At 31.0% G+C, this 23,149-nt stretch carries 21 protein-coding genes; 16 read left to right on the top strand and 5 right to left on the bottom strand.

Translation table 11 applies throughout. From position 1 onward, the window contains the following. Positions 1-754: 754 nt before the first annotated feature. Positions 755-2,062: an AarF/ABC1/UbiB kinase family protein gene (locus tag D1815_RS22840; protein ID WP_118389645.1), complete on the bottom strand. Its 1,308-nt coding sequence runs from the start codon at positions 2,060-2,062 to the stop codon at positions 755-757. 35 nt (positions 2,063-2,097) lie between these two features. Then, positions 2,098-2,763, bottom strand: coding sequence for a TetR family transcriptional regulator C-terminal domain-containing protein (locus D1815_RS22835; protein ID WP_027392333.1), 666 nt, complete (start codon positions 2,761-2,763; stop codon positions 2,098-2,100). A gap of 257 nt (positions 2,764-3,020) precedes the next feature. Here D1815_RS22835 and htpG point away from each other — a divergent pair, with 257 nt between their 5' ends. The 8 genes from htpG (at position 3,021) to D1815_RS22795 (ending at position 12,629) form a co-directional block, all read left to right on the top strand. Then, positions 3,021-4,907, top strand: coding sequence for a molecular chaperone HtpG (gene htpG / locus D1815_RS22830; protein WP_027392334.1), 1,887 nt, complete (start codon positions 3,021-3,023; stop codon positions 4,905-4,907). A 151-nt stretch (positions 4,908-5,058) separates the two neighbouring features. Further along, positions 5,059-6,039: a response regulator transcription factor gene (locus D1815_RS22825; protein WP_118389643.1), complete on the top strand. Its 981-nt coding sequence runs from the start codon at positions 5,059-5,061 to the stop codon at positions 6,037-6,039. Positions 6,040-6,138: 99 nt separating this feature from the next. After that, positions 6,139-9,402 carry a protein O-mannosyl-transferase family gene (locus D1815_RS22820; RefSeq protein ID WP_118389641.1) on the top strand — a complete coding sequence of 1,088 codons (3,264 nt, stop codon included), beginning with the start codon at positions 6,139-6,141 and terminating at the stop codon, positions 9,400-9,402. 172 nt (positions 9,403-9,574) lie between these two features. Continuing rightward, positions 9,575-9,808 carry a thioredoxin gene (locus D1815_RS22815; RefSeq protein WP_027392335.1) on the top strand — a complete coding sequence of 78 codons (234 nt, stop codon included), beginning with the start codon at positions 9,575-9,577 and terminating at the stop codon, positions 9,806-9,808. Positions 9,809-9,878: 70 nt separating this feature from the next. Further along, positions 9,879-10,601: a hypothetical protein gene (locus D1815_RS22810; protein WP_118389639.1), complete on the top strand. Its 723-nt coding sequence runs from the start codon at positions 9,879-9,881 to the stop codon at positions 10,599-10,601. A 7-nt stretch (positions 10,602-10,608) separates the two neighbouring features. Next, positions 10,609-10,872 carry a DUF2024 family protein gene (locus D1815_RS22805; protein ID WP_027392337.1) on the top strand — a complete coding sequence of 88 codons (264 nt, stop codon included), beginning with the start codon at positions 10,609-10,611 and terminating at the stop codon, positions 10,870-10,872. A gap of 68 nt (positions 10,873-10,940) precedes the next feature. Next, positions 10,941-11,546: a MarR family winged helix-turn-helix transcriptional regulator gene (locus D1815_RS22800; RefSeq protein WP_027392338.1), complete on the top strand. Its 606-nt coding sequence runs from the start codon at positions 10,941-10,943 to the stop codon at positions 11,544-11,546. 234 nt (positions 11,547-11,780) lie between these two features. Next, positions 11,781-12,629, top strand: a complete 849-nt coding sequence (locus D1815_RS22795; protein ID WP_118389637.1) for a DUF6503 family protein — start codon at positions 11,781-11,783, stop codon at positions 12,627-12,629. 68 nt (positions 12,630-12,697) lie between these two features. Here D1815_RS22795 and D1815_RS22790 read toward each other — a convergent pair whose 3' ends face one another. After that, positions 12,698-13,918 (bottom strand): M12 family metallopeptidase, encoded by a 1,221-nt coding sequence (locus tag D1815_RS22790; protein ID WP_118389634.1) that lies wholly within the window; start codon positions 13,916-13,918, stop codon positions 12,698-12,700. Between the two features lie 218 nt (positions 13,919-14,136). Here D1815_RS22790 and D1815_RS22780 point away from each other — a divergent pair, with 218 nt between their 5' ends. Genes D1815_RS22780 through D1815_RS22770 form a run of 3 tightly spaced genes read left to right on the top strand, consistent with a single transcriptional unit; the run spans position 14,137 to position 15,560 of the window. Further along, positions 14,137-14,598, top strand: a complete 462-nt coding sequence (locus D1815_RS22780) for a hypothetical protein (RefSeq protein WP_118389630.1) — start codon at positions 14,137-14,139, stop codon at positions 14,596-14,598. Next, positions 14,598-14,945, top strand: coding sequence for a MauE/DoxX family redox-associated membrane protein (locus tag D1815_RS22775; RefSeq protein ID WP_118389628.1), 348 nt, complete (start codon positions 14,598-14,600; stop codon positions 14,943-14,945). Before D1815_RS22780 ends, D1815_RS22775 begins: the two co-directional genes overlap by 1 nt. A 12-nt stretch (positions 14,946-14,957) precedes the next feature. Continuing rightward, entirely contained in the window at positions 14,958-15,560 is a 603-nt protein-coding gene (locus D1815_RS22770; RefSeq protein ID WP_233557612.1) for an alpha-ketoglutarate-dependent dioxygenase AlkB, read from the top strand. A gap of 34 nt (positions 15,561-15,594) precedes the next feature. On the opposite strand, the gene D1815_RS22765 is transcribed toward D1815_RS22770, so the two are convergent. Then, the gene (locus D1815_RS22765) at positions 15,595-16,008 is read right to left on the bottom strand and encodes a DoxX family membrane protein (RefSeq protein ID WP_118389626.1); all 414 of its coding nucleotides are present in this window, start codon (positions 16,006-16,008) and stop codon (positions 15,595-15,597) included. 207 nt (positions 16,009-16,215) lie between these two features. On the opposite strand from D1815_RS22765, the gene D1815_RS22760 reads away from it, so the two are divergent. Next, complete coding sequence (locus D1815_RS22760; RefSeq protein WP_118389624.1) at positions 16,216-17,076, top strand: AraC family transcriptional regulator; 861 nt, start codon at positions 16,216-16,218, stop codon at positions 17,074-17,076. A gap of 14 nt (positions 17,077-17,090) precedes the next feature. On the opposite strand, the gene D1815_RS22755 is transcribed toward D1815_RS22760, so the two are convergent. After that, entirely contained in the window at positions 17,091-17,873 is a 783-nt protein-coding gene (locus D1815_RS22755) for a S1/P1 nuclease (RefSeq protein WP_035084640.1), read from the bottom strand. 155 nt (positions 17,874-18,028) lie between these two features. On the opposite strand from D1815_RS22755, the gene D1815_RS22750 reads away from it, so the two are divergent. The 4 genes from D1815_RS22750 (at position 18,029) to D1815_RS22735 (ending at position 23,092) form a co-directional block, all read left to right on the top strand. Further along, entirely contained in the window at positions 18,029-18,964 is a 936-nt protein-coding gene (locus D1815_RS22750; RefSeq protein ID WP_027392347.1) for an alpha/beta hydrolase, read from the top strand. A gap of 36 nt (positions 18,965-19,000) precedes the next feature. Next, positions 19,001-19,807 (top strand): Cof-type HAD-IIB family hydrolase, encoded by an 807-nt coding sequence (locus tag D1815_RS22745; RefSeq protein WP_118389622.1) that lies wholly within the window; start codon positions 19,001-19,003, stop codon positions 19,805-19,807. A gap of 5 nt (positions 19,808-19,812) precedes the next feature. Then, a complete protein-coding gene (locus D1815_RS22740) occupies positions 19,813-21,708 on the top strand; it encodes a peptidase M61 (protein ID WP_118389620.1) in 1,896 nt (631 codons plus the stop codon). Positions 21,709-21,787: 79 nt separating this feature from the next. Beyond that, positions 21,788-23,092: a DUF819 domain-containing protein gene (locus D1815_RS22735; RefSeq protein ID WP_118389618.1), complete on the top strand. Its 1,305-nt coding sequence runs from the start codon at positions 21,788-21,790 to the stop codon at positions 23,090-23,092. Positions 23,093-23,149 lie beyond the last annotated feature (57 nt).

The following is a 23,149-nucleotide window of genomic DNA, read 5'->3' as shown; positions in this document are numbered from 1 at the left end:
AAAAATTCAAAAAGAGCAACCAACTCTAAATCATAAACTATGAAAACTATATTAAAGTTTTACCATCTTTATTTAGGCAAATCCAATTCCATTTTAATCAGGAATCAGTGGATTCAATCCTATGGAATGTATCATGAATAGATTTGATAAATTCCATCGTGTATTAACCAAAACCTCTTTATTCTTAATTGCCTTAATAATCGTCTTACTTATTGTCTACATCATTCTTCAAGTTTTTTAAGAATAAACTAAGAGAAGATTAAAAACACATATAATGATTCATTAATATATAACACACAGAAAAACCAATCTAGTAAACCCTGAAAATCTGTTAGTTAAGATAGCAGCCTCAATTTTCAATATTTCACAGAATTGGTTCCGGGAACTAGACAATAGTTCCCGGTTTTAAAAAATCACAAACGCAATACTTTATTTTGGTGTTTTAAAGTGCACAGCGGGTTATTTAGTATTGTCGTTTTACCGGAGGTTTTCTATTATTAAATAATAAGCCTCCGGATTTAATTTGTCCCCAACCAAAAAAATATCTTTGAATTAAACTTAACACACAATCATCAAATTTAATTTTAAAAGGTGTTTTCCGGGAGCTAACCCCATAGCTTCCGGTTTTTTTTATAAAAATATCAGAATCATTCTTGATCTTATACCAAAAAAAACGAAAGGCACGCCAACCACAGCATGCCTTTCTAACAACCTAACCAATAAATAAACAAACCAAAGTCAGTCGATTGACCGACTAAAGGTAATTTTCAAAATTTTTAACACGAATCGTCGACTTGAGATCGTGCAATAAATTGTATAAACCGAAAAATGTTCTATTGATATACAAAAAGTGCTTACTTCCTCTGTTACCATTCATCTTTCTTAACTCTGTATCTTTAGAATATTTTTCACTTAAATCTGTTATTTTATTCCAAAAATCTTCATCCGCAAAATCAAAAACCTCTTCATTAAAAGGTTTAGTGAATAGACTAAGCATTTCATAGAACAACTCCGAGAAAAATGCTTTCTCTTCTGCCGAATCATCTTCTCGGAGTATTTCCAGTTCGAACATCTTTAGAGCAAAAAAATCGGGGTTTTCGATATTTTCTTTATCAGCTAACTCAAAATATGGAGTATAAAACTCTAAAGGAACTTTTTTGACACAACCAAAATCGATTGCTATTAAATTATCGTCTTTATCTACAAGAAAATTCCCTGGATGAGGATCGGCGTGCACGGCTTTAAGTACATGCATTTGATACATATAAAAATCCCAAAGTGCTTGTCCAATTTTGTCAGCTTTTTCTTGATCAGTATTTTCTTTTGCAAATTCGCTTAAGTGAACACCATCCATCCAATCCATAGTGATGATCCGCTTACTGGATAAATTTTCATAATAATTCGGGAACCTTAAATTAGGAATCCGCGAACAAGAACCAGTAATATCCTTGCTTTGCTGTACTTCTAAAACGTAATCGGTTTCTTCTAGTAGCTTACCTTCTAATTCCTGAAAATATTTATCAGAATCTTTCCCTTTTAAATTAAACATTCTGATGGCGATGGGCTTTACCATCGCCAGATCAGAACTTATACTGTCTGCAACTCCAGGATATTGAATTTTCACAGCAAGTTTTTTCCCGTCTTTAGATGCCTTATGTACCTGTCCGATACTGGCAGCATTAACAGATTGAGTTGCAAACGTATCATATAATTCTTCCGGATATTTTCCGTGATATTTCTTAAATGTTTTTCTTACCAGTGGCGCAGATAATGGAGGAACGCTAAACTGTGCTAACGAAAATTTCTCCACATACGCGCTTGGTAAAATATTTTTTTCCATTGAAAGCATTTGCGCAACTTTCAACGCGCTACCTTTTAAATTTTTTAACCCATCATAGATATCAGCGGCATTACTCTCATTTAATTGATCTCTTGTAATATTAGGGTTTACCGCTTTTTTACTATAATATTTTAGATAATTACCACCTACTTTAACTCCTGTCTTTACAAGTTCGGTAGTTCGTCCAATTTTTGATGTAGGTATTTTATCAATTGTCTTCATATTCCTCTTCTATTCTTTAATTTACTCTAAAACATCTAGTTCCACATCGTTTTTTCTTTCCATAGAAACTTTCCAAAATCCAACACACTACTCAAAGGTGTATTATCGAATAAATCGAAAATTGTATGTACCGATTTTTCTATAGCAACATCCGTTTTTTCGAATCCTGGAGATTCATCTTGCATCCAGAATTTTAATAGAAATAAAAATTGTAACCAAGCTCCCTCTGAATATATAGACACCGGATTTTTGGCTATCCTAAACATTTTATCATCATTATCAACCTCAATTAATTCCTTTGCAAAACTTTTAATATGATTTCGCAAACTTTTTAATTGCCCTAAATTTTTAAGCGGCATTTCATGATATTTCAAAACTAAAAGAACGTAGCTTCTATTTAGCGTTAGTAATTCAAAAAAAGTAAAGAAAAATGTTAGCATTTTATCCTTACTCGATAAAGAATCATATTCTTCATTTCCATTCATAGCATCTATAGTAGTACTAAAAAAAGTATTCCAAATTCCTTTATTTACACTATCCAAACTACCAAAAAACTCATAAAACTCTTCTTCCTTAATTTTTGACTCTTTACAAAATTTATATACCGATTTAGGGTACATATCATGTTCGAGTACATAGTTCATGTACTTTGTTATAATATACTGACTATCTACAGTTTGTTTCTTATTAGATGCTGCCATAATTCTCATTTTACAGAGTAAAGATAATCATTGTTTAACTTTTTTAGAAAAAACTTGAACAAAAAAATTGTTAAAGTTGTTTCATAAAAAATGAAACTTAATTCCCTTTCTTTTTAATAGACGAAATTGTATTAATATACTTACGTTTTTGTATTCACAATTTTATTTCAATGTCAGTTTGTCAGCAAAATATAATTGGTATTTTTTTTGACTATAGAGAATCACAATAGTGATAATTAAAACTAAAACATAAAAAAATGGCAACAGGAAGTATTAATGTATCGGTAGAAAACATTTTTCCTTTGATTAAAAAATTCTTGTATTCGGATCATGAGATCTTTTTAAGAGAATTAATATCTAACGCAACAGATGCTACGCTAAAATTAAAGCACTTAACTAATATAGGAGAAGCCAAAGTAGAATATGGTAATCCTAGGATTGAAGTTAAAGTAGATAAAGAAAATAAACGATTACATATTATTGATCAAGGAATCGGTATGACAGCCGAAGAAGTTGAAAAATATATCAATCAAGTTGCTTTTTCTGGCGCTGAAGAGTTTTTAGAAAAGTATAAAGACAGTGCCAAAGATTCTGGTATAATAGGACATTTTGGACTTGGTTTCTACTCTGCGTTTATGGTTGCGGAAAAAGTAGAAATAATTACTAAGTCTTTTAAGGATGAACCAGCTGCTCATTGGACTTGTGATGGTTCTCCTACCTATACTATAGAAGCTCACGACAAAACCGAAAGAGGTACTGAAATTATACTTCATATTGGAGAGGAAGATACAGAGTTTCTTGAAGAGAATAGAATCAGTGAATTATTGGTGAAATATAATAAGTTTATGCCTGTTCCGATTAAGTTTGGAACTAAAACAGAGACTTTACCAAAACCAGAAGGAGCAAAAGAAGAAGATCCTGCACCTACAGAAGAAGTTGACAACATTATTAACAATCCAAGTCCAGCCTGGACAAAACAACCTTCTGAATTAAAAGATGAAGATTATAAAGGATTCTACAGAGAGTTGTATCCAATGCAGTTCGAGGAACCTTTATTTAATATTCACCTTAACGTCGATTATCCATTTAACCTTACTGGGATTTTATATTTCCCTAAGCTTGGTCAGGATATGAATATGCAGAAGGATAGAATTCAATTATACCAAAATCAGGTATTTGTGACGGATAACGTAGAAGGTATCGTTCCTGAATTCCTTACGATGCTTCGTGGTGTTATTGATTCTCCTGATATTCCTCTAAACGTTTCTAGATCATATCTACAAGCTGATGGCGCTGTAAAAAAGATTTCTAGTTACATTACTCGTAAGGTAGCGGACAAATTAAATTCTTTATTCAAAAATGATAGAGAAGATTTTGAAAAGAAATGGAATGACATCAAGGTAGTTATAGAATACGGAATGCTTTCTGAAGACAAATTCTTTGAAAAAGCAGACAAATTTGCATTATATCCTACTGTTGATGATACTTTTTTCACTTTTGATGAATTACAAGAGAAAATTAAAGATAGTCAAACAGACAAGGATAATAAGTTAGTAGTCTTATATGCATCTGACAAAGATGAGCAACATGCGTACATATCAGCTGCAAAAGATAAAGGATATGAGGTATTATTACTAGACTCTCCTATCGTTTCTCATTTGATCCAAAAATTAGAAACTAGCAAAGAGAATATTTCTTTTGTTCGTGTAGATGGTGATCATATAGATAATTTGATCAAAAAAGATGAAGAAACTATCTCTAAATTATCTGATGAAGAAAAAGACAGCCTGAAGGCTGATCTAGAAAAGGTTATTCCTGCTGAAAAGTATACAGTACAGTTAGAAGCTATGGATAGTAATGCTTCGCCGTTTATGATTACACAACCAGAATTTATGCGTCGTATGAAAGAGATGCAACAAACTGGAGGTGGTGGAATGAACATGTTTGGTAATATGCCGGAGATGTACAACCTTATAGTAAATACTAATCATGATTTAATTAGTGAAATAAAGGACACTAAAACTGATAAAAAGAAAGAACGCCTAATCAAGCAATCTCTTGACTTAGCAAGACTTTCTCAAAATTTACTAAAAGGTGAAGAATTAACTGAATTCATCAAACGTAGTTTTGATATGATAAAGTAGTTGTAGAAAGACTAACGTTTTTAGAATATAGATTATAACACCGCTTCACTGTCTAATCAGTAGAAGCGGTTTTTATTTCTGATCTCTATATGTATTACATATTTTATTATTTTTACAACATCACTCCTTTCTATTAAGATAATAAGACAAAATGAGAACTAAAATTTATCTTTTCATATTAATACTCTGCATTGGTTTTAATACGAATGGACAAGAAATCGTGTCAGGCTATTTACATATAGAAAACCCAAAAGATTGGGAACAAGAAGTACATCTAAGTAAGGTAGAATTAAATGAAAGTAATAACAGCTATACATATACTCCAATAGCGTCATCAGATATTTCTGAAAAAGGATACTTCGCTTTTGATCAAAAATGGTTTAATACTACTGATCATATATACAAAATCCACCTCAACCCCATAACAGAATCAAAAAACAAAGAATTAGTTAAAAACTCGAAGTTATTTATTTTGTCTAAAAATGATTCTATTCATTTTGAAAAAGGAGAAACATTTTTTGCTAATTACTCTACCAATAATCAAGCAGATAAAGAATGGCAACAGTTAAAAAAATTTGAATCTAAATTTGAAAGTTTACACGATAATTTTGATACTGAAGAATACTTGCTCAGGACAAAAGGATATATAAAAGACTCTTTACAAATACTGTTGGTAAAATTAATCAGTATTAAAAAACTTGATGATAAAAAATTATTAGAAAGAGACATTAAAGAAAATACCGCTTATTATAATAGCTTATTAAAAGAATTAAAATCTAGTGAAATTGATCCTTCTTTATTTATATATCTTGAGAACAAGCTATCTTTAGTTGATAAAAGAATTACCGAAAAAAAATATTCTTTAAGTATTTTCTTAAATGGGATTGCTGGGTTAATTATACTAACACTTATCTTTTTAATTATAAGAAAACGAAAAAAAGGAAATAGTACTCCTATAACAGTATTAAGCAATCAAGAAAACACTATCAAGGAGTTAATTATATCTGGAAAGAGTAATAAGGAAATTGCTAATGAATTATTTATTAGTATTAATACAGTAAAAACTCATATCTCTAATATTTACAGCAAGTTAAATATAAGTAGTAGAAAAGAATTATTAGTTAAAAAGTAAAATCATACCCGTACTAGTACTTTATTACGACTTCTAAAATCACACTTTTTTTAATATATACACTTCTTTTGATTACCAAAACAAAGGCAATCAAAACGAATGAATATTTCTCTTTTTAAAAAATGGAATTTAGTACTTGGCTGGACCGTATTTACTATTTCTTTGGTAGTATATATAATAACTGCAGAACCTACAAATAGTTTTTGGGATGTAGGAGAATACATTTCTGCTTCTTCTAAATTGCAAATTGGACATCCTCCAGGTGCTCCTTTATTTCAGATGATCGGTGCATTTGCTTCTCTTTTCGCTACTGCTCCAGAGCAAATAGCATATACCTTAAATATTACCTCTGGAATTGCAAGCGCATTTACTATATTATTTATGTTTTGGTCGATTACCTTGCTTCTTAAAAATCTAGCTATTTCTAGATCAAGTTTTACAACTAGCTCAGCCATAACAATACTAGGTAGCGCCTTTACTGGCTCCTTATCATTTGCTTTTACAGATAGTTTTTGGTTCAATGCAGTAGAAGCCGAAGTATACGCAATGGCTACTCTTATACTATCAGTTATGTTCTATTTAGGGCTTTTATGGCAGCGGGATATGAATACACCTAAAGGAAACAAATGGATCATTGTAATTTCATTTATTATTGGGCTATCTTTTGGTGTTCATTTTATGGGATTGCTTTCTATTCCTGCAATAGGTTTGTTATATTATTTCAAAAACTATAAAACCGTAACGTTCAAAAATTTTATTGTTGCTAATATTATTGTAATAGCTACATTACTTTTCATTTTTAAAATGTTACTACCTTACACATTAGCATTTTTTGGAACTTCGGAAATATTCTTTGTAAATTCTATTGGATTGCCTTTTCACTCAGGAACTATAATAGCAGGTATAAGCTTGATCATTTGTTTTTATATGGGCCTTCGATTTACCAGAAAAAAAGGGTATCCTTTGATGAACACTTCTCTACTCTGCATTCTTTTTATTCTAATAGGATTTTCTAGTTGGTTAATGATTCCTGTTAGAGCAAATGCAGGTACCGTTATAAATGAAAATAATCCAAATAACGCTCGAGAATTATTAGCTTATTACAATCTAGAACAATACCCAAAAACTCATCTGTTTTACGGACCTCAATTCTCTGAAATATACGGAAACTTAGATGAACAAGAACCCTATTTAGACGACAAACCTAAATATGAAAAAGACATAAATACAAAAAAATATGTGATTGTTAATGATTGGAAAAATGCACGACAAAACTTAGATAATACTCATAAAACTTTATTACCAAGAATGTGGAGCACAGAACATATTAGTAATTATATGTTATTCAGTGGACCTTTAGAGTTCTCTGTTAAAAATGAATATCAAGATCAACAAGAACTGATTGACACAGTCATTGATTTTAGAAAAAAGTATGCGTCTGGCGAATTAGATTATGATGATTATCACAAGTTCTTAGAGTCATTCGGTCAGTTTTTAGATATAAAACCACCCTCTTTCTTTGATAATGTATCCTATTTATTTCAATACCAAATCAACTATATGTATTGGAGGTATTTTATGTGGAACTTCGTTGGAAGACAAGATGATGTCCAAGGCAAACTATCTTCTTTGCATGGAAACTGGCTCAGTGGAATTCCTATTATCGATGAATCTCGTTTAGGTTCTCAAAACAATTTACCAACGGATACATTAAAAAATAAAGCAAGAAACACCTACTACTTTCTTCCTTTAATTTTAGGGTTAGTAGGATTCGTTTTTCACTTCCAAATGGATAGAAAAAATTTCTGGGTATTATTGGTATTCTTTTTATTTACGGGGTTGTCATTAAAAATATATCTTAATGAAAGACCTTTTGAACCAAGAGAAAGAGATTACGCCTTGGTGGGTTCTTTTTATGTATTTGCAATTTGGATTGCATTTGGAGTCTATGCTCTTTTTGATATCTTAAAAAATCAGATTAGTACTAAAAAGGCTGCATATTTAGCTATTGCAATTTCATTACTTGCAGTACCTTCATTATTAATTTCTCAAAACTGGGATGATCATGATCGATCCAATCGATACACTGCTCAATCTTCTGCAAAAACGTATCTATCTTCTTGTCAGAAAGATGCTATTTTATTTTCTATTGGAGATAATGATAGCTTTCCATTATGGTATACACAAGAGATAGAAGGTTATCGGACAGATATACGAATTTTAATTACGAATTTATTGGCTACAGATTGGTATGTTGATCAAATGAAAAAGGCAGCCTATGATGGCAAACCTGTACCATCACAATTAGAACACAATTTTTATGCATATGGAAACAACGATGCTGTTTTCTTTAAAAAGGTAACAAAGGATACCATGCATATTAAAAACTGGATGAGATGGATAACTTCTAATGATCCAAGAACGAAGGGTGAACTTATGAATGGAAAAACAGTATCTACCTTTCCTACTAAAAACATTAGGATTCCGGTTGATAAAGAAAAAATCCTTAAAAATGGTATCGTTTCTGAAAAAGATGCCGATAAGATTGTACCTTATATAGATATTCATTTAAAAGGAAATTACATCCCAAAACATAGATTAGTCATGTTAGATATCATTGCGAATAACAACTGGGAACGTCCTATTTATTTTACAGGAGGTAGTTTTGGCGATGACGATTACATCTGGATGAAAGATTATTTACAGCTAGATGGAATGACCTATAAACTTGTCCCTATTAAAACAAAAGTAAATCCAAACAATCCCTATCAATTAGGAAGAGTGAATACGGATATTATGTATCAAAACGTAAAAGCTTGGGACTGGGGAAATGGAGATAGTACAGAGATTTATCACGATCCCGAAACTAGAAGAAATGGGATATCATACAGGACCAATTTAGGTAGACTCGTAAATCAATTAATAAAAGAAAATAAGTTAATTAAAGCAGAAGAAGTTCTAGATTTAGGAATAGAAAAAATGCCTTTGGAATTCTATGAATATTATACTCCTTTACACGATTTTATAAATAGTTATTATCAGATAAATAAACAAGAAAAAGCAAGGTCTCTTTGGAAACAAGTAGCTAAGAAATATCAGGAACAATTACAATACTTTGCAAATCTATCCTATGAAAATCAACAAGAACATTTCGAAAGTATTATGGACAATGTAACATATTATAGAGATCTTATAGACACACTTGTTGAAAATGAAGATACTGACTTAATCGATACAGAAATAGATTTATTTAACAAGTATATAGGCTTATTTCCAAGATTTTTTACTAGAAGAGAAAAACCTTCATTAGAAGATGAAGAAAACTTATTAAAGGAATTAAAATCAGAACAGGAAATTAGGTGATTTATAAATAAACTAAAACTAATAACAAAATATGCTTTTATAACATCGATACGTTATTTATCATGGATACGACTAAAGTTATTTTGATGTTAAAATTTATAAAAAATATTATTTAATTAGGATTCCTTACTATATTTGTTTCAGAATTTTTTAAACCTTAAAAATTATCAAAATGAGTAAATCAATTTTTTATCATGCAGGATGTCCCGTTTGTGTAAGTGCAGAACAAGACCTTATACATCTAATCGGAGCTTCAAATGTAGAAGTTGTTCATCTAGGAGAGGATCAATCACTAATTAGTAACGCAGAAAAAGCAGGTGTCCAATCGGTTCCAGCGCTAGTGACAGCTAACGGCAACGTATTACATATTAATTTTGGCGCATCTTTATCTGATGTAAAAAAGTAAAAAAATTTAAACTACATAGTTAGGATTCCTAATTAAAAGAATCCTAACTATTCTAAAACTAATAGAAATTATGAGACATATGTTTTTTTTAATACTGATACTATTAAGTAATGTATTATTTGCTTGTGACGAGTGCAAAAAATACGATAATGATAATTTAAAGATCATTGAAGTTAGTGTTACTCATCTAGAGGAACTATCCAGTACCATTTGGGAAATTAAAGTAAAAGGAAAGGCAGGAGAAACCACTCCTGAACCAGTAGGGCAGCTTCATGGGGCTCCAGTTTTGGGATATGTTTTTCCAACTACATTAAAACCTACCGATGTGGGTTTTAATAGTACTGAAGGAATTATTGCCCTGGCATTAACATCACATCCCGATTTTGATGACACTCCTTTATGGGATGAAAACTCTGACAAGAGATATGATAACGATGGTATCGTATGGCATCCACATTGGGTAGTTCTGCATTCGGACAAAAGAGTCAAAGGTGGATTATCAGTAAAGCAATTTAAAAAAGATGATAAAACTATTAAACTTCCTCCTACTAATCCGGGAATGCCAATGTATATGGATTCTCCAGGTTTTCAAGTGATTACTAAAGGAAACTCAATCAAAGTAGTTATCCCCGATTACCGAATAAGCAATCAAACTAATTTCAAATTTGATGCAGTTTCCGCTTATATGCAGGTAAATACTGAAAAAAAAGAATTTCCTATGCTCGGTGTTTATAAAGTATATAGTGTTTTAAGTACCGATCTCTCACTTCCGTATAATGTTGAATTCGAATAAAAAGAAAATGAAAATAGCTGTTTGGGATACTTATGTAAATCGAAAAGATGGATTGCTAATGCATTTTGACATCCTTGTTTCAAATGAAAGCATGGATGAAGATCAGGTTTTAGCATATGGAAAAAAGTACTTAAGTACTAAAACTTTTAAAACTCTTAGTTTGACTGCTAAAGAATGTAGGTTTTGTCATATTGAAACCGCTTCTCCAGAAATTGTAAATCTTATAGAAACTAAGGGTTATGCTATAATCGAAATGGAAAATTGTAATTAGTAATGAATTAACTAATTAGGATAACTAACTTTGCAAATAAGAAAGCAAAACTTTCTTATTAGTTTTATATGGATAAGAGTATTTTCAATATACCGTTTCAACATGAAGATATCAATGCTAAAATTGTTATTGGTTTAGAACGTATTTCTGAAATTTTCCGTGTTTTGTTATGGGAATATTCTAAAGAACTTAAAATAAGCCCTATACAGATTCAAATCTTGATTTTTGTAGCGTATCACAAGGAAAGTCAATGCACAGTTAGTCATTTAGCTAAAGAATTTAATCTTACCAAACCTACTATTAGTGATGCTGTTAAGGTCTTGGAGCAAAAAAAACTGATCTCCAAAAACAAAACATCCACTGATAGCAGAAGTTATCATATTAGTTTAACATTAAATGGAAAAAAGAGTGTTTCTGAAACAGAGAACTTTGCCAATCCAATTAGGAAACAAATTGATACCCTTAATTTTGAAGAGCAACAATCGCTATTTTCTACGCTTAGTTCTTTAATCTATAAATTAAATAAATCTGGTGTTTTATCTGTTCAGAGAACCTGTTTCGCGTGTAAATTTTATGAAAAGAAATCTGAAACCAATGATTTCTGTAATCTTATTCAAAAGGATTTAAGTTCTAACGATATCCGATTGGATTGTCCTGAATTCGAAAAAAAATAAAAAACCTCCTGACCCAAGTTTTCAGGAGGTTTTTGCTACATAATACATTACTCTACAAGCATATATACATTAGTAATCGATAAATGATTTTTGTTACAATATTTATATCATTTAGCAAATATGGTTTCACAATTTTAGCTTAATTAAATCATCAATCTGTTACAATTTTCATAAAGATTATATCACTAATTATGCTTTTAGTACTTTAGTTTATGAACACAAATGACCCTCATTATGAAAAGAATTTTAGTAGTATTATTAACGATCTCTATTATAGGTTGTAATCAGAAGAAAAAAGAAAAAAAAACTGCTCCTGAAGTTACTGAGACTAAAGATGCTATTCCTGTGGAGCCTAATGGTGGAATCGGGGATGGAGCTTTATCAATCTCAGATCACTTTATTAAAAGCATAGAAAAGGCACATAAAAAGGATAAGTTTTTAGATCACAAGGCAGTTAGTTTTTACATTAAAATTATTTTCAACGGAAAAGAACACTTAGAGGGTAAAGTTACCATGCTCACTAATTCATCAAAAATTAGAATTGATAAAAAAGATGAAAGTAAACTTATTTATGATGGAGAGAAGGTATATCTCTGTCCTGCCGATGCTAATGATAAAGGAGCTCGTTTCGATATGTTTACTTGGACTTATTTCTTTGGGTTACCATACAAGTTAAGTGATCCTGGTACGAAATGGGAAATGCAAGATGATAGAACTCTTAATAATACTATACACAGTACTGCTAAACTTACTTTTGAAGCCGGAACAGGAGATGCGCCTGATGATTGGTATGTGATTTATGCTGATCCAGTTGTTAAATCACTACAAGCTGCTGCTTATATTGTTACTTTCGGAAGTGATGGTGATACTTCTAAAGCTGAGGCAGATCCTCACGCCATACACTATAAAGACTTTACCACTATAGATTCTATTCCTTTTGCAACAAAATGGGAATTTTACGGTTGGACTTCAGAAAAAGGAATGACTGATAAGTTAGGGGAAGCTACTATTAGTGATATTACATTTCTAGAAAATGAAGGTAAATTATTTGATGATCCCGAAAACTCTAAAATCATTGACTAAAAATATTAGTTAAACAAAAAACACCGCTTTTAAAGCGGTGTTTTTTTTATTCACAACTTCAGTAAAGTTTACAATCCCGAAATTACGAATTCCTCCCAATTCCCTATTGATATTCTATTACAAGTCATTGATTGACCGCCATCTTCTGAACTAATATACTTATCATTATTTCCTTTTAACGCGTATTTGTTTCCTCCTCTATCTACTAATGTAAATTGTTCCCAAGAACCTATTTGTGATCTATTACAAGTGATAGGCTTAGTACCATCCTCGCTACTTACATATTTTCCATTATTCCCTTTTAGTGCTATTTTTCCACCACCTAATGTTATTACTTCAAATTTCTCCCATACTTGTGGACTTGTTCGATTGCAATTCATGGGTCCACTGCCATTTTCGCTGCTCACATATTTACCATTACTCCCTTTTAGTTCAATTATATTGTTAGAAACCTGCGCCGGATACATCTTATTAATTCCGATAACATCACTATCAGACAAACCATTACGTTGAGCATTGTAAGTATTCCCATTAATACGAGTTATGGTTGGCTGACCATTTTTAGAAAAAGCATATGATCCATACATCATAATACTTCCTAGATCTAGATTAGAAGTGTATTCATTACCGTCCTGGCCTTGTTCTATATAAGTTTTAAAGTTAAATTCTCTACCGTTTTGAATATTTTCGAATACTACCTTAATATATTGATCTCGATCTTTTCTACTTTGTTCATGCCATAATCCAATAGAATGCCCAATTTCATGAATTGTATTACCAGTCGAACATCCATTTGCCAAGGTGATATCTTGGCGTCCTCCAATACGCCCAACGTATGAAGAACATCCTGATCCATTTTTAAAATACACATAATTGGATTGATTTGTGCGAGATTCGAATCTTAACTCTGTTTTAGATTCCCAATGAGCTATTGCATTTGTTATTCGAGCTTGATTAGGCATTCCACTCTGGATTGCATAATACACAATGTTATTAGGCCATCTCCCACCAGTTCTACCTACTCCTTTGTTTGTATCAGATAATTCTATTTTTATATCACCTTCTAAAATGTAATATTTATTAATGCTCTCAACATCTATCTCTTCTCCATTTAAAGTGATTTGTAACAACTCTCCTGTTTCATTTGGATATGCCTGCTCTAAACTAAAATCATCATATATAATTTGTTGATCATCGGATTGTAGTTCTTTTGATTCGCATGAAATTAACAATATGCTTATTATCAATCCTATCCATAAGGGTTTTAGAATTCTAAAAAAATCCTTCATAATATGAGTTTGTGTGGCTTTAAAAACAATGCTATATTAACTATAACTTTTCTTTTTATTTTATGGAAAATACTAAGTGCCGTAAAACTTTTAAAAAACGATGTATATAAAAAAGTATTCGTTTACACGATGCAAAAGGACTTAATAATTGTATTATACTTTCTCTATTTTTTGTATCTTGTAGTAAACACAGGATATCCAAACTTAAATTCAAACTCATGACTCCATTATTCAAAAAATTACAACTACCTCCATCACTTGATGAGATATTAATACTGAATGAACCAGAAGGATTTTGCAAAGAACTAGATTGCCTAAAGGATGTTATAGTAAAAGAATCTTTAATACAAGTATCTGAAGTTGATTTTGCACTAGTCTTTGTTATGGAACAAAAACAAATCGAAAACCGAATCGAAACTATTTTTCCTAAATTAATTGGTGATGCTATTCTTTGGTTTGCTTATCCTAAGAAAAGTTCTAAAAAATACAAGTCTGAAATCACAAGAGATAACGGATGGGGAGTTTTAGGTGACTATAACTTAGAACCTGTAAGACAAGTAGCTATTGATGAAGATTGGAGTGCATTACGTTTTAGAAAAGTAAGTTTCATAAAGCATATGAAAAGAAGTAAAGATTTTGCACTTAGCAGTGCTGGTAAGGCAAAAACAACTGGAGTTTAATGAGTTGGCATTTATATATTTTATCCGGTATTTTTATAATTGCCGGTATTTTTCACTTTATTAAACCAAAGGCATTTATGAGAATTATGCCGCTATATATTCCATATCATAAGCAACTAGTATACCTAAGTGGTATTACTGAGATCATTGCAGGTATAGGTCTTTTATTTGCCCAGACACGGTTTTTTTCTATTTGGTCTATTATATGCATGTTAATTCTATTTTTTCCTGTTCATATACATATGCTTATGAATAAAAAAGCAGGTTTAAATTTACCAAAATCAATTCTCATTTTCAGGTTATTACTTCAATTTGGCTTGATTTATTGGGCACAATCATATCTTTAAAAAACAAAATCATTGAATCTATTTAGTTCTCAAAACGAACATATTCAGCTAAAAATGGCAGATGGAGATGTACATTATTATCCATTTCTTTTTAAAAAAACCGAAGCCGATCATTTTTTTGAAATATTAAAAGAGTCTATTCAATGGCAACAAGATGACATAAAGGTCTTTGGTAAAACCTATAAGCAGCCACGCCTTACTGCCTTATATGCTAATAATGAAAATACCTATTCGTACTCTAATATCACCATGCAACCTCATTTATTTACAGATCATTTATTAAAGATTAAAAAAAAGGTAGAAGATGTAAGTTCGGAGATTTTTACAACTTGTTTACTAAATTTATATCGCAATGGTCAAGATAGTAATGGTTGGCATTCTGATAATGAAAAAGAACTTGGTCCAGAACCAATAATCGCATCTGTAAGTTTTGGCGAAGAAAGATGGTTTCATTTTAAGCATAAAACTAAAGAACTAAAGCAAAAACTATTATTACAACACGGCAGTCTACTTCTAATGCGTGGAAAAACTCAAGAGAATTGGTTACATCAATTACCAAAATCTAAGAAAATTACAAATCCGCGAATTAATCTTACCTTCAGGATTATTAATTAGAAGGCATTTAATCCCTATGAATAAAACATAAAATCTATATCATTAGATACATATCTCGAGAATAATCCATAGATTTTAAATTGTAATTATCTTTTTTCCATAATATTAGGGTCAGGATAAATAATCCTATATGTAATATCGACAGTCCTATTGAATTTACGTCTAATAAAAAAAGTGCCAAAAACAAGAACAAAATCGATGCACATATCAGGACTTTTCTTGTAAAATAACCAAGAATTAGAAATAACCCCAAAACAAACTCTTCAAAAGGAACTAGCGGAGCTAATGCTTCAACCAAGTCGTATTTAAATACCGTTGTTTTTGTAAAGTAGGTGTCAATTTCATTCAGAAATTCTGAATAAATAATTACGTTATAGACACTATGTAGTGCCAAAAAACCTCCAAACAGTATCCGAACCACTGCATATAAATAAACTCTAAACTTCATTGCCGATTTGTGTGAAAAATTTGCAGGGCAAAAGTATAAAGTGTTCCTTACTGTCTACTTGTAGAATTATAGTAACTACTTGTACTTTTAAAACATAATTATTTAATTATCAGTTAAATAAAGTAAAAATATTCAAAAACACTTGTACAAAACAGTTATTAGGTTTGATTTTATTTTTGTAACTTTAAAACAAAAGAAAAATTGATTATGAATCGTTATACCTTACACGAGACCTTTGTTGTACATCAATATTCATTCGATAAATGGGAAGCGGAACCTCATAATCACAATTATTTTGAGATCATTTTTGTTGAAAAAGGAAGTGGTTATCACACAATTAATGGTATTCGATTTCGGTATAAAAAAAATGACATTTTTCTACTTGCTCCAGAAGACACACATCATTTTGAAATAGAAAAACATTCTGGTTTTACACACTTTAAATTTACCGAACTTTTATTTTCTAGTAAAGTCAACTTACCCGATAGGAAATATTGGTTACAACGAATTGAACAACTACTACATCATCCTAATATTATCCCTGGAGATGTAATTTCACATGAAGAAGATAGAAGTATTATCTGGGATATCCATAATGTAGTTATGGAAGAATTTAAAAACGAAAAGATATATTATCAAGAGATTATTTCGAATGCAATCAGTACTATATTAAGTATTATAGTCCGTAATATTTCTGACAAATACAGTTCTCATAATAGAAATGTTTCAATAAATGATTCGAGGATAGATCAGATACTAGGTCACATCAGACAGCATGTATACGATAATGACCTTACCAAGATTAGTTATATGGCTAATAAGTTCAATATGTCGCAGAGTTCGATTAGCACTTATTTTAAGAAAGCAACGGGAGAATCTATACATCAATATGTAACCAAATACAAAATGAAACTCGTAGAATATAGGTTACAGAATACCGAATTTACAATTGCAGAAATTGCCTATCAATTAGGATACACTGATGAGAGTCATCTTACTAAGACCTTCAAAAAGTATTTCTCTATGTCTCCTAAGCAGTATCGAAAGGATCTTACAGTTAGTAAATAAAATCTTGTTTTATTTTAACCAAAAATATCATTCAATACTTTAGCCAAACGTATTCCTCCCTTTTGTAATTGAGCTCTTACAATTGGAAAATTATTATACATATACTTGTACCCCAACTTCTCTCCTACATTTGCAGAGGCATATACTTTTTTCGCAAGGCTTTGCGACTCATAAATCCAATCTAATACTTCACCTTTTTTTATAGCTTCTATTTCTGATAATGATAATTCGTCTGTATTATTGGCTAATTCTGTATAGCTCATTCCATAATAATCAAGCATTTCACTATCCCAAACTCTATGTAAATTAGACCCATCTCTAAACCAACGTACCTGGATATCATTCCCTCCTTTATCCTCTCCTCTTCCTACATGTAAAGGCTGATGTAAATCACCAATAAAATGAACTAACATTTTAAGATAAAATTCTTTATCTTCTTCAGAAGAATCCTCACTTTTCAAAACCTCTACACATTTTTGAATTCCTTGAACTAAATCTCCATGTTTACTAGGAGTTTCTTCTCCGTATTTTTTATCAAAAGAAAAGTTTACATAATGCCAAGGACTATAGCCTCTATAACGATCATCACTTTTTATTTCATCAGCATAAATTGAAACAAAAGCTAACCCTTTTCCTTTTAATATGTTAGCAATATTTCTTTTTGCCTTTTCTGTAAGGTGGCTATCTGCTATCTCTCCTGTAACCCTATGACCTGTTTTACCCCAATCATCATTAAATGAGAATGCATTAAAGGAAATAGTAAACAGTAATAAAAAGGCAATGTATCGAGTAATCATTAGTATATATTTTGAAGCAAAGATAAAAAAGGGTATGTTAGTGAATCGTTAAATGTTATTTTTAACAAAGATATTTTACCAAAAGAATTTTAGATCAAAAATATGGTAGCATATTTATCGTTTCATAAAGACATATCTCATAAACCCCAATATATATGAAAATAAGATTTTCATTATTTCTGATTGCTTTTACAACATTTTGTTTGGCTCAAGAGAAAGAAGAAAAAGAATACAATTCTGCGACCGTTAGAGTTAACCGTCTTATCGAAGGTACATTAACAACTCCATACTCCGATGATAATGTTCCTCTCGTTATTTTTATTATGGATGCTGGAGCTATCAATAGAGAGGGTAATGACAGAATGTCTAAAAATGATGCTTTTAAATTATTAGCTATAGCACTAGCAAAGAAAGGCGTAGCATCGTATCGTTATGACAAAAGATTGTTTAAAATTGATGCTTATGGAATTAGAGAGCACGAAATTTTATTAGAACATTTTATTCAAGATGCGCAAGCAATAGTTAAATACTTCAAGGAAAATGGTAATTACACAAAGGTCATTTTGGCGGGTCATGGACAAGGTTCTTTAATCGGGATTGTAGCTGGCCAGGAAAACGTTGATGGTTTTATATCAATTGCTGGAAATGCACAATCGGTAGACCAAATTGTAATACAACAATTAGAAAAACAAGCACCTGGGTTGGATAAAAGTGCTGCGGTAGCTTTTACTGAATTAAAAGAAAAAGGAAGAGCTACAGATTACGATCCAGCTTTAGAATCTATATTTGGTTATCAATTACAGCCTTTTATGAAATCTTGGATTAAGTATACTCCTTCTGAAGAGATACAGAACCTAGAAATACCAATTCTAATATTACAAGGTGATAAAGATCTACAAGTAGAAGTCTCTGAAGCAGAAAAATTGAAAGAGGCTGTTCCTAATGCGGAGTATGTGATCATAGAAAATATGAATCATATACTTAGAGAAATAAAAGGTAGTAGACTAGAAAACCATAAATCTTATAACGAATACTGGCTTAAAATTATGCCAGAAGTTACCACTAGTATTGTTAACTTCGTAAAAGACTAACCAATTAGAAGAATCATTAACCCTAAGCTAATTTAATTGAATTCACATCGTATTGTATTTTCTGATATTGACGGAACACTTCTTAACCCGGAAAGAGAACTTTCTGAATTTACTATTTCAGAAATAAAGCGAATAAAAGATACTATCCCTGTCATATTAATTTCTTCTCGTATGCCAAGTGCTATGACACATTTACAAGAAGAATTGGATATTACCCATCTTCCACTAATTTGTTATAATGGGGGGTTAGTTTTAGTAGACAAAAAACCTATTCATTCTACTTTTATACATCCGGATATAATACAGGAGTTGAACAACTTTAATAACAAGAACTCATTTCATATAAGCTTATATCATAATGATGATTGGTTTGTTCCTGAAATGGATTTTTGGGCAAATAGAGAATCACAAAATACTAAAGTAACTCCAGTTGTAAAATCAACAAAAAAAGTTATCGAAGAATGGAAAGTCGAAAATAAAGGAGCTCATAAGATCATGTGTATGGGGGATGAAAAATATATTGAAGAAGCATTTATTTTTTTAAAAACACATTTTAGCGAAACATTACACTTATATAGATCAAAGCCTACATATATTGAAATTGCTCATAAAAGTATTTCAAAATTAACTGCGATTGAATTACTGCTTACTAAGCATTATAAAATTTCTCTATCTGAAGCAGTAGCTTTTGGCGATAATTATAACGATATTGCTATGATAAAAGCTGTTGGTACCGGAGTAGCTGTTGCCAATGCGAAACCTGAAACATTAAAAATTGCTGATGTAATAACACTACCCGGAAAAGAAGATGGTGTTGCTACATATATAAAAAACAATATCTAATACTTGTGCTAAAAAAAATTACTCTGATTAGAATTCTAATATTTTACATTTTTATTATCTACTCTTTTACAGGTTGCAAACCAACAAAATCTGCAATAAAAGTAGATACTACACCAATTATTGCATCCTTAGATTTAGTAAATATAATAGATGATAAAGTAAAGGTAGAATTAAAAATCAATAGCATAAACTCAGATACAATCAGTTATTACCTGCCCAAAATTGTTCCCGGAACATACCAAAACAATAATTATGGAAAATACATCGAAGATTTTAAAGCTTTCGATAATGAGGGCAATGAATTGTCTGTAAAAAAACGCGGAGATAATCGCTGGAAAATAAACAGTGCAAAACAATTAAGTTCCATAACTTATTTAGTGAACGATACTTTTGACACAGAAAATGACCATCAAATATTCTCTCCTACAGGAACAAATATTCTACAAAACAAAAATTTCGTTCTTAACCTATATGCTTTTGTAGGATATTTTGACAACAAAAAAGAAAATAAGTACAACCTTTTTATCAAACATCCTATAGATATGGAAGCTTCAACTTCTTTATCTGAATATCTACCAAAAGAGCCTCAAGCAGGAGCTTTATATGATACAGATGTTTTTATTTTTAAGAGATATGCTGATTTAGCTGATTCTCCCATAATGTATTCCTTTCCGGACAAAATAACTTTTAATATTAATGAAATTGAGGTTTTATTAAGTGTTTACTCTCCTACCAAACTTCATCGTGCTGCGCAATTAATGCCACAAATGGAACGCATGATCAGAGCGCAAAAGAATTTTTTAGGATATATCAATACGACAAAAAAATATAGTGTTATACTTTACCTTTCTTCTTCTAAAAGTGATGATGCTAAAGGTTTTGGAGCCTTAGAACATAATACTTCTACAGTTGTTGTACTTCCTGAATCGATACCATTACAAAAACTGAATGAATCGCTGACAGATGTTGTTTCGCACGAGTTTTTTCATATCATAACTCCATTAAGTATACACTCTGAAGAGATTCATGATTTTGACTATAATAATCCAAAAATGTCAAAGCATTTATGGTTGTATGAGGGTACAGTTGAATATTTTTCTTTATTATTTCAGATTAATCAAGCACTCATTGAAAAAGAAGAATTTTTTGAAAGAATTTTAGAAAAAATAAATAATTCTAAAAATTTTGATCAAAGCTTTTCTTTTGCGGAAATGAGTAAAAACATATTACAAGATCCATATTTAGAAAATTATGGCAACGTCTATGAAAAGGGTGCTCTAATTTCCATGTGTATCGATATAATAATGCGAGAAAAAAGTAAAGGAGTTTATGGTATTGTTGATCTTATAAAAGGGTTATCAGGAAGATTTGGAAATAAAAGTCCTTTTAAAGATGATGAATTAATAAAGGTGATAGAAGAACTTTCTTATCCAGAAGTAGCAGATTTTCTAAAATCTCATGTTATTAATAATACCCCTATCGATTATGGATATTACTTAAAAAAAGCTGGATTGATATACAATACTGTAGAAATTCCTTCTGAATATTTCATTCATGAACAAGAACCCTTTATAAAAGGTTCTGAAACTACTAAAAAGGTAGTTTTTACTGCTGGGGCAGAACGTAATAACTTTCTAAAAAAAGTAGGAATAAAAAGAGGAGATATTCTATTAAGCATAGATAGTAAAACATATACCATAAAAAACATTTATGATCTTTTTAGTGATTCTAATAAATGGAATATTGGTGATGATGTTGTTTTTACAATCGAACGAGATCAAAATATTTTAAAACTTACTTCTAAAGTAATTCCCCCTGCAGTAGAAAAAATAATTCTTAAACAGAATCCTAACGCTACTGAAGGACAGATAGCAATTTTAAAGAGCTGGATTAATGATTAACTCACATTAGGAAGTTAATTTAATTTTAATCCAAAAATTGTATTTTGCAACGCATCTCACAATATAATGAACTCACACTATGGAAAATGTTCCTTTTTTTACCAATGACACCATTGTTTTTGGAATTCTAATGCTATGCTTAGGTCTTGTTTTTTACACTTCATCAATTAAAACAGGTTTTTGGCAAGGGTTTTATAAATTTGTTCCTGCACTATTACTTTGTTATTTACTCCCAGCTATATTTAACTCCTTAGGAATTATATCTCCTGAATGGAAAGAACTAGGTACTGACGGAGAGATTATCGAAAAATCCTCCAATGTATATTATATAGCCAGTAGATACTTATTACCAGCTTCTCTAGTATTAATGACACTTAGTATAGATTTAAAAGCAATCTTTAATTTAGGACCAAAAGCCTTAATTATGTTCGCTACAGGAACTATAGGTATTATAATAGGAGGACCTATCGCTATTTTATTAATCTCTTTGATTTCTCCAGAAACTGTTGGAGGTGCTGGTTTTGATGCGGTCTGGAGAGGCTTATCTACACTTGCTGGTAGTTGGATTGGTGGAGGAGCTAATCAAGCCGCTATGTTAGAAATTTACGAATATAATCCTGATAAATATGGAGGTATGGTACTAGTAGATATCGTAGTAGCAAACCTTTGGATGGCTATTTTACTAATTGGTATTGGAAAAAGTAAAAAAATTGACAAATGGCTAAAAGCGGATAGTAGTGCCATTGAATCACTAAAAGAAAAGGTATCCTCTTATGCAGAAAGCGTTAATAGAAACCCTACGTTAACGGATTATATAATTATGTTATCTATCGCTTTTACAACCGTAGGCTTAGCACATTGGGGAGCAAATGGAATGTCTGGATTTTTATCGAACAATTTCGAAGTATTTAATGACAAAAGCTCTGCCCTATCATCCTTTACATCTCAATTCTTTTGGATGATTACTATAGCAACCGCTATTGGAATTCTATTATCATACACTAAAGCGAAAAAATATGAAGGAGCAGGAGCTAGTAAAATCGGCAGTATTTTTATTTACATTCTAGTTGCAACGATTGGAATGAAAATGGATTTGAAAATGATATTAGAAAATCCTGGATTAATTGGAATTGGGTTGGGTTGGATGACCATACATGCGCTTCTTTTAATTGGAGTTGCTAAATTAATAAAGGCACCCTACTTTTTCCTTGCTGTAGGTAGCCAAGCCAATGTAGGAGGAGCAGCATCAGCTCCAGTCGTGGCAGCAGCATTTCATCCATCACTAGCAACAGTTGGCGTACTCTTAGCTGTGTTTGGTTATGTGGTAGGAACCTATGGTGCAATTCTATGTACAATATTAATGCAAATTGCTTCTGGAAGTTAGTTTTTCAATCTAATTTATAGCATCTTTGTATTCGATTTTTTCAAAATTAAAAACCCA

This window comes from Aquimarina sp. AD1, from assembly GCF_003443695.1.
GTDB classification, from domain to species: Bacteria; Bacteroidota; Bacteroidia; order Flavobacteriales; family Flavobacteriaceae; genus Aquimarina; species Aquimarina latercula.
This window is presented reverse-complemented; position numbering and strand designations above follow the sequence as displayed.

Coding starts and splice junctions, on each gene's coding strand:
- D1815_RS22800 (WP_027392338.1), top strand. CDS start 10,941: ATGGATAAGAGTATTTTCAATATACCGTTTCAACATGAAGATATCAAT.
- D1815_RS22795 (WP_118389637.1), top strand. CDS start 11,781: ATGAAAAGAATTTTAGTAGTATTATTAACGATCTCTATTATAGGTTGT.
- D1815_RS22755 (WP_035084640.1), bottom strand. CDS start 17,873: ATGATTACTCGATACATTGCCTTTTTATTACTGTTTACTATTTCCTTT.
- D1815_RS22840 (WP_118389645.1), bottom strand. CDS start 2,062: ATGAAGACAATTGATAAAATACCTACATCAAAAATTGGACGAACTACC.
- D1815_RS22750 (WP_027392347.1), top strand. CDS start 18,029: ATGAAAATAAGATTTTCATTATTTCTGATTGCTTTTACAACATTTTGT.
- htpG (WP_027392334.1), top strand. CDS start 3,021: ATGGCAACAGGAAGTATTAATGTATCGGTAGAAAACATTTTTCCTTTG.
- D1815_RS22760 (WP_118389624.1), top strand. CDS start 16,216: ATGAATCGTTATACCTTACACGAGACCTTTGTTGTACATCAATATTCA.
- D1815_RS22810 (WP_118389639.1), top strand. CDS start 9,879: ATGAGACATATGTTTTTTTTAATACTGATACTATTAAGTAATGTATTA.
- D1815_RS22815 (WP_027392335.1), top strand. CDS start 9,575: ATGAGTAAATCAATTTTTTATCATGCAGGATGTCCCGTTTGTGTAAGT.
- D1815_RS22765 (WP_118389626.1), bottom strand. CDS start 16,008: ATGAAGTTTAGAGTTTATTTATATGCAGTGGTTCGGATACTGTTTGGA.
- D1815_RS22820 (WP_118389641.1), top strand. CDS start 6,139: ATGAATATTTCTCTTTTTAAAAAATGGAATTTAGTACTTGGCTGGACC.
- D1815_RS22835 (WP_027392333.1), bottom strand. CDS start 2,763: ATGGCAGCATCTAATAAGAAACAAACTGTAGATAGTCAGTATATTATA.
- D1815_RS22780 (WP_118389630.1), top strand. CDS start 14,137: ATGACTCCATTATTCAAAAAATTACAACTACCTCCATCACTTGATGAG.
- D1815_RS22775 (WP_118389628.1), top strand. CDS start 14,598: ATGAGTTGGCATTTATATATTTTATCCGGTATTTTTATAATTGCCGGT.
- D1815_RS22805 (WP_027392337.1), top strand. CDS start 10,609: ATGAAAATAGCTGTTTGGGATACTTATGTAAATCGAAAAGATGGATTG.
- D1815_RS22790 (WP_118389634.1), bottom strand. CDS start 13,918: ATGAAGGATTTTTTTAGAATTCTAAAACCCTTATGGATAGGATTGATA.
- D1815_RS22735 (WP_118389618.1), top strand. CDS start 21,788: ATGGAAAATGTTCCTTTTTTTACCAATGACACCATTGTTTTTGGAATT.
- D1815_RS22825 (WP_118389643.1), top strand. CDS start 5,059: ATGAGAACTAAAATTTATCTTTTCATATTAATACTCTGCATTGGTTTT.